At 67.1% G+C, this 16,734-nt stretch carries 11 protein-coding genes; 5 read left to right on the top strand and 6 right to left on the bottom strand.

The genetic code is table 11. The features are described from left to right. Window positions 1–43 precede the first annotated feature (43 nt). Genes malG through PO768_RS02315 form a run of 4 tightly spaced genes read right to left on the bottom strand, consistent with a single transcriptional unit; the run spans window position 44 to window position 4,816 of the window. Window positions 44–934, bottom strand: a complete 891-nt coding sequence (gene malG, locus PO768_RS02300; RefSeq protein WP_137942335.1) for a maltose ABC transporter permease MalG — start codon at window positions 932–934, stop codon at window positions 44–46. Window position 935: 1 nt separating this feature from the next. After that, window positions 936–2,516 carry a maltose ABC transporter permease MalF gene (gene malF / locus PO768_RS02305; protein WP_272644727.1) on the bottom strand — a complete coding sequence of 527 codons (1,581 nt, stop codon included), beginning with the start codon at window positions 2,514–2,516 and terminating at the stop codon, window positions 936–938. A gap of 6 nt (window positions 2,517–2,522) precedes the next feature. Further along, window positions 2,523–3,701, bottom strand: a complete 1,179-nt coding sequence (malE, locus tag PO768_RS02310; protein ID WP_272644728.1) for a maltose/maltodextrin ABC transporter substrate-binding protein MalE — start codon at window positions 3,699–3,701, stop codon at window positions 2,523–2,525. Continuing rightward, complete coding sequence (locus PO768_RS02315; protein ID WP_272644729.1) at window positions 3,698–4,816, bottom strand: ABC transporter ATP-binding protein; 1,119 nt, start codon at window positions 4,814–4,816, stop codon at window positions 3,698–3,700. The genes malE and PO768_RS02315 overlap by 4 nt, the downstream gene beginning before the upstream one ends. Before the next feature lie 340 nt (window positions 4,817–5,156). Between PO768_RS02315 and PO768_RS02320 the strand changes: the two genes are divergently transcribed. Genes PO768_RS02320 through malQ form a run of 4 tightly spaced genes read left to right on the top strand, consistent with a single transcriptional unit; the run spans window position 5,157 to window position 13,151 of the window. Then, window positions 5,157–7,607 carry a glycogen/starch/alpha-glucan phosphorylase gene (locus PO768_RS02320; RefSeq protein WP_272644730.1) on the top strand — a complete coding sequence of 817 codons (2,451 nt, stop codon included), beginning with the start codon at window positions 5,157–5,159 and terminating at the stop codon, window positions 7,605–7,607. Continuing rightward, entirely contained in the window at window positions 7,607–9,499 is a 1,893-nt protein-coding gene (gene glgB, locus PO768_RS02325; protein ID WP_272644731.1) for a 1,4-alpha-glucan branching protein GlgB, read from the top strand. Before PO768_RS02320 ends, glgB begins: the two co-directional genes overlap by 1 nt. Before the next feature lies 1 nt (window position 9,500). Next, entirely contained in the window at window positions 9,501–11,606 is a 2,106-nt protein-coding gene (gene glgX, locus PO768_RS02330) for a glycogen debranching protein GlgX (RefSeq protein WP_272644732.1), read from the top strand. 21 nt (window positions 11,607–11,627) lie between these two features. Then, window positions 11,628–13,151, top strand: coding sequence for a 4-alpha-glucanotransferase (malQ, locus tag PO768_RS02335; protein ID WP_272644733.1), 1,524 nt, complete (start codon window positions 11,628–11,630; stop codon window positions 13,149–13,151). A 140-nt stretch (window positions 13,152–13,291) separates the two neighbouring features. Here the strand turns inward: malQ and PO768_RS02340 are convergent, their stop codons facing one another. After that, window positions 13,292–13,957, bottom strand: coding sequence for a hypothetical protein (locus tag PO768_RS02340; protein WP_272644734.1), 666 nt, complete (start codon window positions 13,955–13,957; stop codon window positions 13,292–13,294). 147 nt (window positions 13,958–14,104) lie between these two features. Between PO768_RS02340 and PO768_RS02345 the strand changes: the two genes are divergently transcribed. Continuing rightward, a complete protein-coding gene (locus PO768_RS02345) occupies window positions 14,105–14,326 on the top strand; it encodes a hypothetical protein (protein WP_272644735.1) in 222 nt (73 codons plus the stop codon). A gap of 144 nt (window positions 14,327–14,470) precedes the next feature. Here PO768_RS02345 and PO768_RS02350 read toward each other — a convergent pair whose 3' ends face one another. Then, a complete protein-coding gene (locus PO768_RS02350; protein ID WP_272644736.1) occupies window positions 14,471–16,696 on the bottom strand; it encodes a SulP family inorganic anion transporter in 2,226 nt (741 codons plus the stop codon). Window positions 16,697–16,734: the final 38 nt, after the last annotated feature.

The raw sequence follows: 16,734 nt of genomic DNA on the forward strand, positions 1-16,734 counted from the left end.
CGTGCCGGTGCAAACCCCGCTTCACAGGGCTGCGGATGCTTCTCTATCCCTTGACGCCGCCGGCCGTCAGCCCGGAGACGATCCAGCGCTGGGCCAGCAGGAAGACCGCGGTGATAGGCAGGCCGGACAGCACGGCTGCGGCGGCGAAGTCGCCCCATAGAAAGCGCTGGTCGTGCAGATAGTATTTGGAGCCCACGGCCAGGGTCAGATTGCCTTCCTCGCGCAAGAGCACCGAGGCCACCGGGTACTCGATGATGGTGCCGATGAACGCCAGCACGAAGACCACCATCAGGATGGGTACGGCCATTGGTAAGAGCACCAGGCGGAAGGCCTGCCAGTGGCTGGCGCCGTCGACCTTGGCGCATTCCTCGATCTCGACCGGGATGGTCTCGAAATAGCCCTTGATGGTCCAGATATGGGTGGCGACGCCGCCCAGATAGGCCAGCACCAGGCCGGCATGGGTCTCGATGCCCAGGCCGGGAACGTAGCCGCCTATGGTCTCGAAAATCGCATAGATCGCGACCAGGGCCAGCACCGGCGGGAACATCTGCAAGAGCAGCATCGAGTTCAGGATGCTGGACTGGAAGCGGAACCTCATGCGCGCGAAGGCATAGGCGGCCGTGGTCGAGATCGCGACGATCAGCAAGGCCGAGAGCGTCGCGACCTTGACCGAGTTCCACAGCCAGGTCAGCACCGGGAAGGGCGGCTGCACCACGCTGCCATCGGGGGCCTGGTAGGGGATGCCCAGCGCCAGCTGCCAGTGCTCCAGGCTGATCTCGCTCGGGATCAGGCTGCCGGTGGCGAAGTTGCCGGGGCGCAGCGAGATCGAGACCACGGCCAGCAGCGGGAACAGGGTCAGGGCCAGAAAGACCCACAACAGCGCGTGCGCCGCGAAGACGCGCCAGCGGGCTTGTTTGCCTCGGACGATGGCCATATCAGCTCGCCTTCTTCATCAGTCGCAGATTGATCAATGACATCGCCGCCACCAGGATGAAGATCAGCGTCGAGATCGCGGCCGCCAGGCCGAAGTCCGAGCCGGAGTCCTTGAAGGCGATGCGGTAGGTGTAGCTGACCAGGATGTCGGTCTGGCCGGCCGGGATCTTGGTCGACAGATAGTCGGGCCGGCCGTCGGTCAGCAGCGCGATCAGCACGAAGTTGTTGAAATTGAAGGCGAAGGCGCTGACCAACAGCGGCGCCAGCGGCTTGATGATCAGCGGCGCGGTGATCTTGAAGAAATTGGTCAGCGGTCCGGCGCCGGCAATCGCCGAGGCCTCGTAGAGATCGGCCGGGATGGCCTTCAAGAGGCCCGAGCACAGAATCATGATGTAGGGATAGCCCAGCCAGACATTGACGATCACCAGCATCAGCTTGGCCAGCAGCGGGTCGGCGAACCAGGCCGGCTTGATGCCCAAGAGCGCGTCGAGGATGGCGTTGATCTCGCCGAAGTTCTGGTTGAACAAGCCCTTGAATACCAGGATGGAGATAAAGCCCGGCACCGCATAGGGCAGGAAGAGCAGGGTACGGTAGGTGCCGCGGTACTTCAGGTCTTCCCAGTTCAGCACGGTGGCCAGCAGCATGCCGATCGCGGTGGCGCAGATCACGGTCACCAGCGAGAACACGACGGTCCAGCTGAAGATGGACAGAAAAGGGCCGCGGAACTCGGCGTCGACCACCATGCGGCTGTAGTTCTGCCAGCCGACCAGCACCTTGAAGCCCGGCTGCAGGCGCTCGCCGCTGGCGCTCTCGAAATAGCCGGTGTCGCGGTTGGCGCGGAAGACCTGGCCATCGGCGGTGCGCGTCAGGCTCTGGTCCGCGTTGGCCCGCCAGTGCCGCGTGATCGGGCCGAACTCGCGCAGGCCCAGATAGTGCAGCGCGTCCAGGCCGGTGCCGGCGGGCAGTGTCAGCCTGAGCTGCATCAAGGCCTCGCGGTGCCGGATCAGCTCGCGCAGCGGCAGGGCAGGGCCCAGGGTCAGGTCTTGACCGGTGCTCATCGCGACCTCGGTGCCAGGCTCGGTCTTGCCCAGGGCCAGCGGCGGCGAGACCCATTGCGGCGCTGCCTCGTCGGCGCTGCGCAAGGCCAACCGGAAGCGCTGGCCCTCCGCATGCAGGCTGAAATTCTGCACCTGAGCCTGGATGGGCTCGTGCTGGTCCAGCAGGTACTCGCGCACCCGCTCTTCGCTCAGCAGATGGGCCGAGGAGTAGTTGGTGAAGCCGATCTGGGCCGTGTAGACCAGCGGGAAGGCGATGAAGACCAGCATGCCGGCGATGCCGGGGAAGAGATAGCGATAAGCGAAGCCGGCGTTGCTGACATAGACATAAAAGCCGGCGCAGAACAGGGTCAGCGCGCCCACGGCCCAGGCCATCTGGCCCGAGGCATGGATCATGAAGACCGTGTAGAGCGCGGCCAGCATGGCCAGGCCGGTCAGCGGCCAGCGCAGCAGGCGGGCGATCTTTTCAAGCGCGCTCGGCGGCAGGGTGGAGTACGCCCCGGACGGAAGTGTGGCGGTCGCGTTCATGAGGTCTTACTTGTTCAGCAGCATGCGGCCCGAGGCGCCGTCGAGCGCGTCCTTCGGTGACTGCAGTCCGTTGGTGATGGCTTCCAGCGCCGCGTCCATCGCGGTCCAGAAGCGGCCGACCTCGGGGAGGTTGGGAATGGGCTCGCCCAGGCGGGCGTTCTCCATGCTGGCGCGTATCAGGGGGTTGGCGGCCAGCTCGGCATAGAAGGCCTTGTTGGCCGGCACGCCGATCGGCACATCGGCGTCCAGCACCTTCAGTGCCTCGGGCCGCATCAGATGGTTTTCGATGAACTCGCGGGCGATGTCCTTGAGCTTGCTGGGTGCGGCAATCATGCAGCCGAGCACGCCGACGAAAGGCTTGCTCGGCCTGCCTGCAATCAGACCGGGGATCGGCGCGACGCCGAAATCGATCTTGGCCTTGCGCGCGTTGTCCCAGGCCCAGGCGCCGGAGATCATCATCGCGACCTCGCCGCGCGCGAAGCCGGTCTCCATCTCCGAGTAGCGTGCGCCCTTGGGCATATGGCCCTCTTTGAGCAGGCGCTCGATCATCCGCGCGCCGGCCAGCGCGCCGGCGTTGTTGACGCCCACCTGGGCCGCGTCATAGTCGCCCTGCGCATCGCGGCCGAAGATCTGGCCGCCGGCACCGGCCAGCAGCGGCCAGCTGAAGAAGCTCTTGTTGTAGTCCCACAGGATGGCGTGCTTGCCCTGGGCCTTCAGTTGCTTGTCCAGCGCGATCAGCTCGTCGAAGGTGGTCGGCGGCGTGGGCACCAGGGCCTTGTTGTAGATCAGCCCGGTGGTCTCGATCGCGATCGGATAGCCCCAGAGCCGGCCCTTGTAGGCAAAGGCCTTCCAGGCCGTCTCCTCGACCTCGTCGTAGAGCTTCTTGCCCGGGCGCAGCGGCGTCAGCAGGCCGGACTTGGCCCATTCGCCGACCCGGTCATGCGGCCAGCAGAAGATGTCCGGCCCCTTGCCGGCGCCAGCCGCCTGCTGGAATTTGTCGGTGGCGTCGACCGGGTGTTCGACCACCACCTTGACCCCCGACAGCTTCTCGAAGGCATTGCCCACCTTCTGCAGCCCGTTATAGGCCTTGTCGCCATTGATCCAGACCAGCAGCTTGTGGTCCTGGGCCTGGGCCGTGCCCGCCAGCAGCAGGCCCGCCAACAGCAGTGATGCGGCGGATTTCATGCCGACAGCTCCGGCGCGGCCTGGCGGCGCAGCGCGCGGCCCTGGGCGTCGAACAGATAGAGGGCCTCGGGCGGCAGGTGCAGCTGCAGCGCATCGCCGCTGCGCAGGCGGTCGCAGCCGTTGCGGCCCTCGAACTGGCAGGTCAGCGGCTCCTCCAGACCGGGGTAGGGACAGTAGGCAAAGGTGGTGCCCCCCAGCGACTCGACGAAGGCGACGGTGCTGTGCAGCAGATTGATGTCGCCACCGATGCGGATGTGCTCGGGTCGGACACCCAGCGTGAGCTTGTCGCCTGGGCTGGCGCGCGAGGCATCGACGCGGGCCAGCAGCGTGCTGCCGTCAGCCAGCCGAACCTCGGCGTCGGAAGCGCTTCCCCGGACCAGTTCCGCGGCCAGGAAATTCATCTTCGGCGAGCCGATGAAGCCGGCCACAAACAGATTGTCCGGATGCTCGTAGAGTTCCAGCGGTGTGCCGACCTGTTCGATCCTGCCGGCCGAGAGCACGACGATGCGGTCCGCCAGCGTCATCGCCTCCACCTGGTCATGCGTGACATAGACCATGGTGGTCTTCAGCTCCTCGTGCAGCTTGGCGAACTCGTAGCGCATGCGCACACGCAGCGCGGCATCGAGATTGGACAGCGGCTCGTCGAACAGAAAGACCTCGGGCTTGCGCACGATGGCGCGGCCGATCGCGACACGCTGGCGCTGGCCGCCGCTCAGGTCCTTGGGCTTGCGGTCCAGCAGATGCTCGATGTGCAAGATCTTCGCGGCGTTGCGCACCGCGCCGTCGATCTCGTGCTTGGGCACCTTGGCCAGCTTCAGGCCGAAGGCCATGTTGTCGTACAGATTCATATGCGGGTACAGCGCATAGCTCTGGAACACCATCGCGATGCCGCGCTCGGCCGGCGGCACATCGTTGACCAGCACCCCGCCGATGCGCAGCTCGCCGCCGGTGATCTCCTCCAGGCCGGCGATGGTGCGCAAGAGCGTGGACTTGCCGCAGCCCGAGGGGCCGACAAAGACCATGAACTCGCCATCGCGAATCTCCAGGTCAACGCCGTGCAGGATCTTGGTCTCGCCGTAGGCCTTGGCCACGCCGGACAGCAATACATCAGCCACAGAACACCTCCGCGCCGGGCCCGGGGCCGGGCACGGCTTGTCTCTCAGGGTTGGATTTGTAGAGAATATACAGGCGAAAATGTAGTCATACAACGGAAGTTGCCCGCAGTTCGAATCATTGACTCAAGTAAAATCAATGGCTTATGTGCGAATTAGGGATTTCCCGATGTAGTCAAACTACACAAACAGCGAGGGCTAGACGATACTTTGGCCAACGCCGCCGCTGAGCCTTGCTTTTCTTGCTCATGCGGCATTCTTGCCCCGGCCACCGGGCCCCGCATTGATGAACACCCCTATGACCGCCAGCGCTCAACTTGGCCACCGTCCGGCCGCCTCGCCCATGAAGACAGACGCTCTCCAGACCGCATTCAAGACCGCCGTCCAGCACCAGCTCGACCAATCGTCGGAGGGCAGCTGCCGGCAGGCCTCTTCCGACATGCTCTTGCGCGCCGCCGCCGCGGCATGCCGCGAACTGCTGGCGCAGCGCTGGGCCGCGACCCAGGCGGCCGATGCGCGGCGCGGCGCCGGCGCGCCGGTGCGCCGGGTCCACTATCTGTCGATGGAGTTCCTGATGGGTCGGGCCCTGTCTAACGCGCTGGCCGCGCTGGGCCTGGATGACACGGTGCGCGAGGCCTTCCTGACCCAGGGTCAGGCCTTGCCCGATGTGCTGGAGCGCGAGCCCGACGCGGCCCTGGGCAATGGCGGCCTCGGCCGCTTGGCGGCCTGCTTCCTGGATTCCTTCGCTGAAGCAGGCCTGCCGTCCTTTGGTTACGGCCTGCGCTACCAGTACGGCATGTTTGCCCAGGCCATCCAGGGTGGCCGCCAGGTCGAGGCACCGGACGACTGGATGCGCGCCGGCAACCCCTGGGAAGTCCACCGTCCCGAACTGCGCTATCCGGTCGGCTTCGGCGGCCGGGTCGTTGTGGAGGAGGGTGGTGCGCGCCGCTGGCTGCCCGCCGAACGCATGGTCGCCGAAGGCTATGACTTCATCGTGCCGGCCCACCACAGCGAGCGCGTCTCGACCTTGCGCCAGTGGCATGCGACGGCCGCCGATCCGATCGACTTCGCGGCCTTCTGCCAGGGTGACCATGCCCGCGCGGCCGAGCACCGCGTCGCCGCCGACGCGCTGAACTGGGTGCTCTACCCCGACGACAGCACCGAGGCCGGCCGCATCCTGCGCCTGAAGCAGGAGGCCTTCCTGGTCAGCGCCTCGCTGCAGGACCTGATCGCACGCCATCTGCGGGAGTTCGGTGATCTAGGCAGTCTGGGCCAGCTCAATGCCGTCCATCTGAACGACACCCATCCGGCACTGGCCCCGGCCGAGCTGATGCGCCTGCTGCTGGACGAGCACGGCCTGAGCTGGGACGAAGCCTGGGCGATCACGCGCCAGGCGGTCTCCTACACCAACCACACCTTGATGCCCGAGGCGCTGGAGACCTGGGGTGTGCGCATGTTCGAGGCATTGCTGCCGCGCCATCTCGAGATCATCTACGAGATCAACCATCGCTTCCTGGCCGAGGTCAGGGCGCGCTTTCCGGGCGACGAGGCCCTGCCGGGCCGCGTCTCGCTGATCGACGAAGGCGCCGGCGGCGAACGCCGTGTTCGCATGGCCGCGCTGGCCATCGTGGCCTCGCACAAGGTCAACGGCGTCGCGGCCCTGCATTCCGAGCTGATGGTGCAGACCATCTTTGCCGACTACGCGAAGATCTTCCCGGGCCGCTTCCACAACGTCACCAATGGCGTGACGCCGCGCCGCTGGCTGCAGCAGGCCAACCCGGCGCTCTCAAGCCTGATCGACGGCCGCATCGGCACGGCCTGGCGCCAGGACCTCGCGCACCTCGCCCAGCTCAAGCCCCTGGCCGCCGATGCGGGCCTGGGTCGCGAGCTGATGGCCGTCAAACGGGCCAACAAGGACAGGCTGGCGGCCTTGATCCGCCGCGAGCTGGGCATCACCGTCAATCCGGACAGCCTCTTCGATGTGCAGATCAAGCGCATCCACGAGTACAAGCGCCAGCTGCTCAACATCCTGCATGTGATCAGCCGCTACCAGGCCATCGTCGCGAACCCGGATGCCCCGGATGGAAAGGGATGGGTGCCGCGCACCGTGGTGATCGCCGGCAAGGCCGCCTCCGCCTATGTCGCGGCCAAGTCCATCATCCAGCTGGCCCATGATGTCGGCCGTGTCGTCAACAGCGACCCGCGCGTCGGCGACAAGCTCAAGCTGGTCTTTCTGCCCAACTACAGCGTCAGCCTGGCCGAGACCATCATCCCGGCGGCCGATCTCAGCGAGCAGATCTCCACCGCCGGCACCGAGGCCTCGGGCACCGGCAATCTGAAGTTCGCGCTCAATGGCGCGCTGACCATAGGCACCTGGGACGGCGCCAATATCGAGATGGCCGAGGCTTTTGGCGTGGAGAATATGTTCACCTTCGGCCTGCGCACCGAAGGCGTGGCCCAGATCAAGGCACTGGGCTATGACCCGCGCCTGTACGTCGAGCAGAACCTGCAGTTGAAGCAGGTCGTCGATGCGATCGCGCGCGGCGAGTTCGGCGGCGATGCGAGCCGCTACCGTGCCCTGGTCGACAAGCTGCTGGGCCGCGACGGCTATCTGCTGATGGCCGACTTTGCCGACTATGTGGCCGCGCAGGCCCGGGTCGATGCGCTGTTCCAGCAGCCCGAGGCCTGGGCCCGCCAGGCGCTCTTGAACATCGCCGGCATGGGCTGGTTCTCGTCGGACCGCACGATTGCCGACTATGTGGAGCGGGTCTGGTCCGTCAAGAGTCTGAGCTGATGTCCACCCCGCTGCTCGCCGCCGCGGACCTGGCCCTGCTGGCCCGGGGCGAGCACCCGCGACCCTACCGGGTGCTGGGCGCCCATGCGCTGAAGCACCGGCGCCAGGCCGGCGTTCGCTTTGCCGTCTGGGCGCCGCATGCAGGCAGAGTCAGCGTGGTGGGCGATTTCAACCACTGGGACGGGCGCCAGCATCCGCTGGAACTGCACGCCGAATCCGGTGTCTGGATCGGCTTCGTGCCGGGTGCCAAGCCCGGCGACTTCTACAAATACGAGCTGGAAGGCCCGGACGGTCGCCTGCTGCCGCTGAAGGCCGATCCCTATGCGCGCGCCGCCCAGCTGCGGCCCGAGAGCGCCAGCATCGTGGCCGGGCCGGTGCCTGACCACCTGGCCCCGAGCCCGACCCCGACCCGTTTGGCCGCCAACCGGCGTGATGCGGCGATCTCCATCTACGAGGTGCATCTGTCATCGTGGCGGCGTGGCGCGGGCCAGTTTCCCAGCTGGGACGAGCTGGCCGCGACGCTGCCGGCCTATGCCGCCGATCTGGGCTTCACGCACATCGAGCTGCTGCCCATCACCGAATTCCCCTTCGACGGCTCCTGGGGCTACCAGACCCTGGGCCTGTATGCGCCGAGCGCGCGCTTCGGTCCGCCCGAGGGCTTTGCGCGCTTTGTCGCGGCCTGCCATGCGCGCGGCCTGGGCTTGCTCTTGGACTGGGTGCCGGCGCACTTCCCGGCCGATGCCCATGGCCTGGCGCAGTTCGACGGCACGCCGCTGTATGAGTACGCCGATCCGCGCGAGGGCTTTCATCGCGACTGGAACACGCTGATCCCCGATTTCGGCAAACCCGGGGTGCGCCAGTTCCTGGCCGGCAGCGCGCTGTACTGGGCCGAGTGCTGGGGCGTCGACGGGCTGCGCGTCGATGCGGTGGCCTCGATGCTTTACCGCGACTACTCGCGGCCCAGCGGCGAATGGACGCCGAACGTACAGGGCGGGCGCGAAAACCTGGAGGCGATCTCGCTGCTCAAGCGCATCAACGAGACCTTGGGCGCCAAGGCGCCCGGCGCCATCAGCGTGGCCGAGGAATCGACCAGTTTTCCCGGCGTCAGCGCGCCCACGGATGCCGGCGGCCTGGGCTTCCACTACAAATGGAATATGGGCTGGATGAACGACACGCTGGCCTATATGCGCGAGGACGCTATCCACCGCCGCTGGCACCACGACAAGCTTACCTTCGGCCTGGTCTACGGCTTCAGCGAGAACTTCGTGCTGCCGCTCTCGCATGACGAGGTCGTGCATGGCAAGGGATCGATGCTGGGCAAGATGCCGGGGGATGACTGGCAGCGCTTTGCCAATCTGCGTGCCTACTACGGCTTTATGTGGGGCCACCCGGGCAAGAAGCTGATCTTCATGGGCCAGGAGTTCGCCCAGCCGGACGAATGGAACCATGAGGCCGAGCTGCCCTGGGCCCTGCTGCAGGACGCTCGCCATGCCGGCGTGCAGCGCCTGGTGCGCGACCTGAACACCCTGTACCGTGCCGAGCCGGCCTTGCATAGGCTGGACTGCGAGGCGAGCGGCTTCCAGTGGCTGCAGGCCGAGGATCGCGAGCAGTCGGTGCTGGCCTGGGCGCGCTTGGATCGGAAAAACGGGCAGGGCAGGGCGGTGATCGTCGTCAGCAACTTCACGCCGGTGCCGCGCCCGGGCTACCGCCTGCCGGTGCCGGCCGGTACAGCGTCGACGACCAAGGCCTGGCGCGAGCTGCTCAATACCGATGCCGAGATCTATGGTGGCAGCAACGTCGGTAATCTGGGCCTGGCGCTGGCAGCCGCTGCCGATGGCACCATCTCCCTGAGCCTGCCGCCACTGGCCACACTCTTTCTGGTTCCCGACTGAAATGACCGACCTGCCCTCCGCCCTGCAAGAAGGCCGCCACGAACCGCTGGGCGCGCTGGCCCGCGACGGCGGGATCAATATCGCGGTGTTCTCCGAGCATGCGCGCAGCATCGAGCTTTGCCTCTTCGATGCCGGCGGCCAGCGCGAGCTGCGCCGCTATGCCTTGCACGGCCCGCACGACGGCGTGTTCCACGGCTTTCTGCCGGGCCTGGGGCCAGGTCTTGTCTACGGCCTGCGCGCGCATGGTCCTTACGAGCCCGAGGCCGGTCACCGCTTCAATGCCCACAAGCTGCTGCTGGACCCCTATGCGCGCGAAATCGTCGGCCAGTTCGGCTGGCGCGCCGAGCACCATGGCTATCCGCTGGGCCATCCGGACGGCGCCCGAGCCTTCGATGCGCGGGACAACGCGCTGCATGCGCTGAAGGCGCGCGTGCCGGCGCCCGTCACGGACTCGCCTCGCAAGTCCGCGCCGAGGATTGCTCTCGCCGACGCGGTGCTGTACGAGGTCCATGTCAAAGGCTTCTCCAAGCAGCATCCGGAGATCCCGGCCGGACTGCAAGGCACGTATGCCGGCCTGGCCCATCCGGCCGCCATCGCCCATTTCAAGGCCCTGGGCGTCACCACGCTGAGCCTGCTGCCGGTGCAGTACGCCATCGACGAACCGCATCTGGCCGACAAGGGCCTGCACAACTACTGGGGCTACAACACCCTGGGCTTCTTCTGCCCCGACCCGCGCCTGGCCCAGGCGGCGCACCGTGACGATCCCGGCGCGGTGGCGGCCGAGTTCCGCGCAATGGTCGCGGCCCTGCATGAGGCCGGGCTGGAAGTGGTGCTGGACGTGGTCTACAACCACACGCCCGAGGGCAATGAGTTCGGCCCGACGCTGTCCTTCCGTGGCCTGGACAACAAGAGCTACTACCGCCTGGTGGCCGATGACAAGAGCCGCAGCGAAAACCTGACCGGCTGTGGCAACACGCTCAATGCGCAACATCCGCGCGTGACCCAGTTGGTGCTGGACTCGCTGCGCTTCTGGGTCGAGGAGATGGGCGTCGATGGCTTTCGCTTCGACCTGGCACCGGTGCTGGGCCGCGTCGAGCGCGGGGCCTTCGAGCCACAGGCCGCCTTCTTCACCGCGCTGCGCCAGGATCCGGTGCTGAGCGCGGTGCACCTGATCGCTGAACCTTGGGATGCCGCACCCGACGGTTACCAGCTCGGCCGCTTCCCGGGCCGCTTCCTCGAATGGAATGACAAGTTCCGCGATGCGGTGCGCGGCTATTGGCTGCAGAGCGAGTTGCAAGGGGGCTGGGTGGGCCGCGGCGAGTTCGCGCGCCGCTTCACCGGCTCCAGCGACTTGTTCTTCCACCATGGCCAGCGCCGGCCCACCGCCTCGGTGAATTTCGTCGCGGTGCATGACGGCTACACGCTCCATGATGTGGTCAGCTACTCGCACAAGCACAACGAGGCCAATGGCGAAGACAACCGCGACGGCCGCGACGGCGAACTCAGCGCCAATTTCGGCGTCGAGGGGGCGAGCGAGGATGCGGCGATCCGCGCCACCCGCGAGCGCGTGCGCCGCGCGATGCTGGCCAGCCTGCTGCTGGCCCAGGGCACGCCGATGCTGAATGCCGGCGACGAGATCGCCAACAGCCAGGGCGGCAATAGCAACGCCTACTGCCAGGACAACGCCACCGGCTGGCTGGACTGGGCGGCCGCCGATGCGGACCTGGCCGCCTTTGTGGGCCAGGTCTTGCGCCTGCGTCGCGAGCACGCCTTGCTGCGCCACGGCCGCTGGTTTGTTCCGCCGCCGGGCGGCAGCGGCGACGCCAGCGTTGCCTGGTTCACGCCGGGCGGTGCCGAGATGCAGGTCCATGACTGGCATGAGGGCGGCAGCGCGGCCTTCGCCTGCCAGCTGCACTGCCCTGATGACCGCGCGCAAGCCCTGGCCCTGGTGTTCAATCCCGAGACGCAGCCGCTGCCCTTCACGCTGGCCCAGGGGCCCTGGCAACTGCTGCTGGACAGCAGCGGCGAGCTGAGCCCCAACTCGCAGTCGGTGAGCCTGCCCCTGAACGTACCCGCGCGCAGCCTGCTTCTGCTGCACGCCGTCTGAGAGAGTGAGAGAAAGAAAAAAATGGACCTGAACCAACGCATTGCCGGCGTGCTGCTGCACCCGACCTCCTTGCCCGGCCCGCACGGTGCCGGCGATTTCGGCCCGGCCGCCTACCGCTTTGTCGACTGGCTGGCCAGCGCCGGCCAGCGTCTGTGGCAGCTGCTGCCGACCACACCGATAGGCCCGGGCGACAGCCCCTACCAAGGCGTCTCGGCCTTTGCCGGCAACCCCTGGCTGGTGGCGCTGGAGCCACTGATCGAGAAGGGCTGGCTGGCGCAGCCTGATGTGCCGGACTTCGATCCCTTGCAGCTGCAGTACGCTCGCGTCCTGCCTTGGCGCGAGCAGCAGCTGCGCGCCGCAGCGGCCGGCTTCGTCGCCCGCGCCAGCGCCGCCGACCGTCGTGACTTCGCGCAATGGTGTGAGGCCGAGCGCAGCTGGCTGGACGACTACGCGCTCTTCATGGCGATACGCTCGCCGCTCAATGGCCAGCCCTGGTGGGCCTGGCCGGCGCCGCTGGCCCGTCGCGAGCCCGCCGCGCTGGCGGCGGCGCGCCAGACCCATGCCGAGGAGTTCGCCTTCTGGCAGTTCGTGCAATGGTGCTTCGATACGCAGAGCGCCGCGCTGAAAGCCTATGCCAACACGCGCGGCGTGCACCTGATGGGCGATCTGCCCATCTTCGTCGCGCACGACAGCGCCGACTGCTGGTCGCGCCCCGATCTCTACCATCTGGACGAGCAGTTCCAGACCACGGTGGTGGCCGGCGTGCCGCCCGATGCGATGTCGGCCGAGGGCCAGCGCTGGGGCAATCCGCTGTATCGCTGGGAGCGCATGGCGGCCGAGGACTACGCCTGGTGGACCGCACGCGTCAAGCGCGCGCTGAGCCAGGCCGATGTGTTCCGCATCGACCATTTCCGCGGTTTCGCCGGCTATTACGAGATCCCGGCTGCCAGCCCCAATGCGCAGCAGGGCCGTTGGGTCACGGGGCCCGGCCGAGCCTTGTTCGAGGCCATCGAGAAATCGCTGGGCAAGCTGCCCATCGTCGCCGAGGACCTGGGCTTCATCACCGACGATGTGCACGAACTGCGCGAGAGCTGCGGCTTCCCCGGCATGAAGATCCTGCAGTTCGGCTTTGGCGGCGACGGCAGCCACGAATTCCTGCCCCATATGTGGCCGCGCGACAGCGTCGCTTACACCGGCACGCACGACAACGACACCGTGCGCGGCTGGTGGGGCCAGGCCGGCCCGCGCGAGCGCGCCTTCGCCGGCTCCTACCTGCCCTGTGGCGACCACGATGTGCACTGGGCCATGATCCGCGCCTGCAGCAACTCGGTCGCGAACATCGCGGTATTCCCGCTGCAGGACGTGCTGGGCCTGGGCAGCGAGCACCGCATGAATGTGCCCGGCGTGCTGGGCGGCAACTGGGGCTGGCGCTTCAGCTGGGCCATGCTGGGCATCGACTGCGGCAACGAGCCGGCCCGGGTGCTGGGGCTGATCACTGCGGCCAGTGGGCGGGGGAACTTTGAGCTTTTGCGGTTGCCCTGCTGAGTAGGCGGCAGGCGGGCGATAGACGCTAATCGATCCTCTGCTGAGTACCTTCGCATTGTTGAAATCGCCGCCGGACTTCAAGTAACGGGCCTCCTCGGAGACCGGGGACGATTCAGTTTGGCGTCCCGTTGGCGGACTTGTTAGCGCTCATCAAATTGCACCAAGAACTCCGTGCCACCATAGAAGGAAAGCAGCATTACCGCTGTTTGTGGGCCCCTTGCGAACTTGTAGGAGAACACTTCGGGATTCTCTCCTCTCGCAGCAGTGTCAGCCAAGAATGCTTTCGCCAAGGCAAGCGCCCCGCTGACCGCATTGTCGAAGGTGGCAAGGCCATATGACATGAACGGTGCAATGACTTTCACGCGGCCGGCGAATTTGGTGCTCGTCTCGTGAAAGTAGAGTGCACGAGCGCAATGAGAGACGACGCGATCAATTCGCTCGCCGTTGGCGACAATTGGGAATGCCTCTTCAAGCGTTGCCTTGTGAGGCACATGGCGCATGACTGGCGTATCACCAGGCATCAGTGAATTGACCAGGCTCGGATTGCGCTCCAACGAGCGACGGACCTTAGTCAGAAACTGCGTGAGTCCCGTTGGACTTGAGGTGATTGATGCTGCTAGGACGTGCAAGAGGTATTCATCGTCGCGGGACTTAGCGGTGTTGTGCTCGTCACACGACGGCACAGTGATCAAGTTCTTCCGATAGTTCAAGCCGACCGCAACGTCCTTGCTCTCGGGAAAGATGCACTTCGGCGGCGCATGCTCCGTCGTGTTTGCGGGCTTCTCACACATGTAGCAGGTGAGCATGATGAGCGCTAGACAAGATGGCTTCGTGACGCCGAGCGCTCCGACTCCTGCGATGCCGTAGGTTGCAGGCACTGGGCCTGCATAGCTACACCAAGGCACCCGGCGGACGGGCCGCCGGGGCGTTGCAAGTTTGCGAGGAGTCGGGCCATGGAGAGCAAATCTAACAGCATCTTGTTCGTCGGATTGGACGTTCACAAGGACAGTATCGACATCGCCGTCGGGCAGGCGCCGCGTGACGGTGAACTGCGCCACATCGGCTGTATCAAGGGCGACCTGGCATCGCTGGACAAAGCGCTTCGCAAGCTGCTCAGCCGGGGCCAGGTCTTGCACATCGTCTACGAGGCTGAGTCCGTACACAGGAAGTCTTGAGGATTTCTGTGCCTGGCGAAGGGCCAGGCCTCAGACCTGGTGCGCCCTGCAAGGGGGGCTTGCGGGTTCGTCATCTGGCGGTGATCGACCCGACGAGGCATGTGCTCAACGACTGACCGGCGCCGCAAAACATAGCGCGCCCACTCAGCGCGCCAGCGCCGCGACCATGCGATCGGCCACATTGATCCGGTCGGACAGTGTGCGCAGCAGGAAGGTGTCGAACGCGATCGCCACGGCAGGTCGCTCCCGCCGCATGCGTTCGTAGGCTGCGCGTGTGAGCGTGTAGCGGCTCGCCGGGCCTTCGGTCGACACGGTGGCCGACCGCGGCACGCCACGGAAGAAGCCCATCTCGCCGACCACCGAGCAGGTGGTCACAACCCGGGTGCGCACGGTGCGGCCGGTGTTGGCATCGGTCACGTCGACCACGAGCCGGCCGGCTGCCACGAGGTCGATCTCGTCCGAGTCGTCGCCTTGGGCGTACAAGACCTGGGAGCTGGCAACCTCGTGTCGTTCCAGGTAGGCGATGAAGTCTTCCGCAGACACGCTGGGTCCGAGCTGCGATTGCAGCCACGCCTCGAATCCGTCCTCGCCGGCGTCGGGCGCACGGCCCGCGCGCTCCAGCACGCGCTCCTCGCACCAGGCGAGCGCGGTGTTGAGATCGGCGAACGGCGGCGGCCCGCCCTGGGGGGCGGCGACGCTGCCGTTGCGCCCGAGTGCACGCGCGACGGCCGGCGCCATGGCCGCGAGCAGCAGCACCGTGCCTCGCTTGTCGCAGTGATTGCGCAGCTTGCTCAGGCTCACCACGGCCGACGCATCCACGCCGGTCACCAGACCGAAGTCGAGCAGCACGTGGCTGACCGGCAGCGGGGCACGTGCGTCGAGGTCGCGGCGCACGCGCTCGAAGAGCCCCTCGCCGGAACCGAAGAACACATGGCCGGCCAGCCAGTAGATCTGAATGCGCTCGCCATGGTCCGCGAGATAGCGCTCGTCCGCCGCCGTGCGGCTGACATTGCCGGTGAACTGGGCGCGCGACAGGTGCTGGCGCACGACGCCGGTACGCGCACAACTCGCCGCGAACAGCAGGCAGGCACCCACCACGCCGCCGATCACGCCGGCGAGGTAGCCGTAGCGCACGCAGGCCGCGGCGATGGACACCGACAGCAGCAGATCGAGCCAGGCACGCTGGGCCAGCAGCCGCGCAAGGGCCTCGACCAGCAGATTCCAGCCGAGGTAGAGCATCAGGCCGGCCACGACCGGCAGCGGGACCAGTGCCGGGACGTCCGCGTGCGTCAGCCCCACCAGCAGCAGGATCGCTCCGCAGAAGACGCCGCTGCGTCTTGCCGCACCGCCCGCCTGTTCGAGCAGGCGGCTCGATCCGAGCTGCACGCAGGCCGCGATACCGCCGAGGGGTGCGGCGGCCAGGGTCGCGACGCCATGTTCACGCAGCTCGCAGTCGAGATCGCCGGTGGTCTTGCGCATCGATTCGAGCGTCGCGGTCTTGGTGACGATGGAGACGAGTGCCACGACGGCCGCGGCCGCGAGTTCCGGCACGAAGCCCGCGAGCAGGGCCCAGGGCACGGCGACCGAGCGCGCGGCGTCGAGCGGCGACCAGGACACCAGTGCACCCGGCGAGGGCAGGTACCAGCCGGACCCGGCGCTCGCGAGCCCGTTCCGATGCAGGAGCAGGTGGCCGGCGGCCGTCACAGCGAGCAAGGCCATCGGCATCGCCAGCCCCGAACGGACCCAGCGCCGCAGCGCCAGCATCAGGCTTAACATTGCCGCAGCGCAGGCCAGTCGGGCGAGCTGCCCGCCGCTCCAGGGCGCGAACAGCTCGCTCATCGCATGGCCGCTGCTCATGCGCACCCCGCCCGCGAGCAGCAGACAGCCGGTGGCCGCAAGAAAGCCCGCGACGACAAACGAGGGCACGAAGCGCATGTAGTGCCCCCAGCGCAGCAGCCCAAGCGCGAGCAGCAGGGCGCCGGTCAGCAGGGTGGTCGCCGTGAACAGCAGCAGTACCGCGTTCACAGCCGTCTGCGGGCTGCCGCCGGCCGCCAGCACGGCCGCACCGGCACTGGCCGACAAGAGCACCAGCACCGCGCCGGTGGCGGAGTCGATGACGGCAGCCGTCGGCGGCAGCGAAGTGCGCCACGCGAGCCAGATGCCGGTGATGCCGCCGCCCACGAGCATCGCCCAGACGGCCACCGGCGCGCCGGGAGACAGTGCGCCGGGGAACATCAGTGCCGCGAACGAGACCACGTTCGCAACCAGCGCCACCGAGCCGACCAGACCGGCCAGCAGGTCACGCAGCAGCGCACGAACGTGCTCGCCGAGCGCCGCGGCCCACTGGGTCGCCATCTTCCGTTCCGCCATGCTTTTCCCTTCCCGGCCGTGCACGGCCCGATCGACTG

Source organism: Paucibacter sp. XJ19-41 (assembly GCF_028462495.1).
In the GTDB taxonomy this organism is placed as follows: Bacteria; Pseudomonadota; Gammaproteobacteria; order Burkholderiales; family Burkholderiaceae_C; genus Roseateles_E.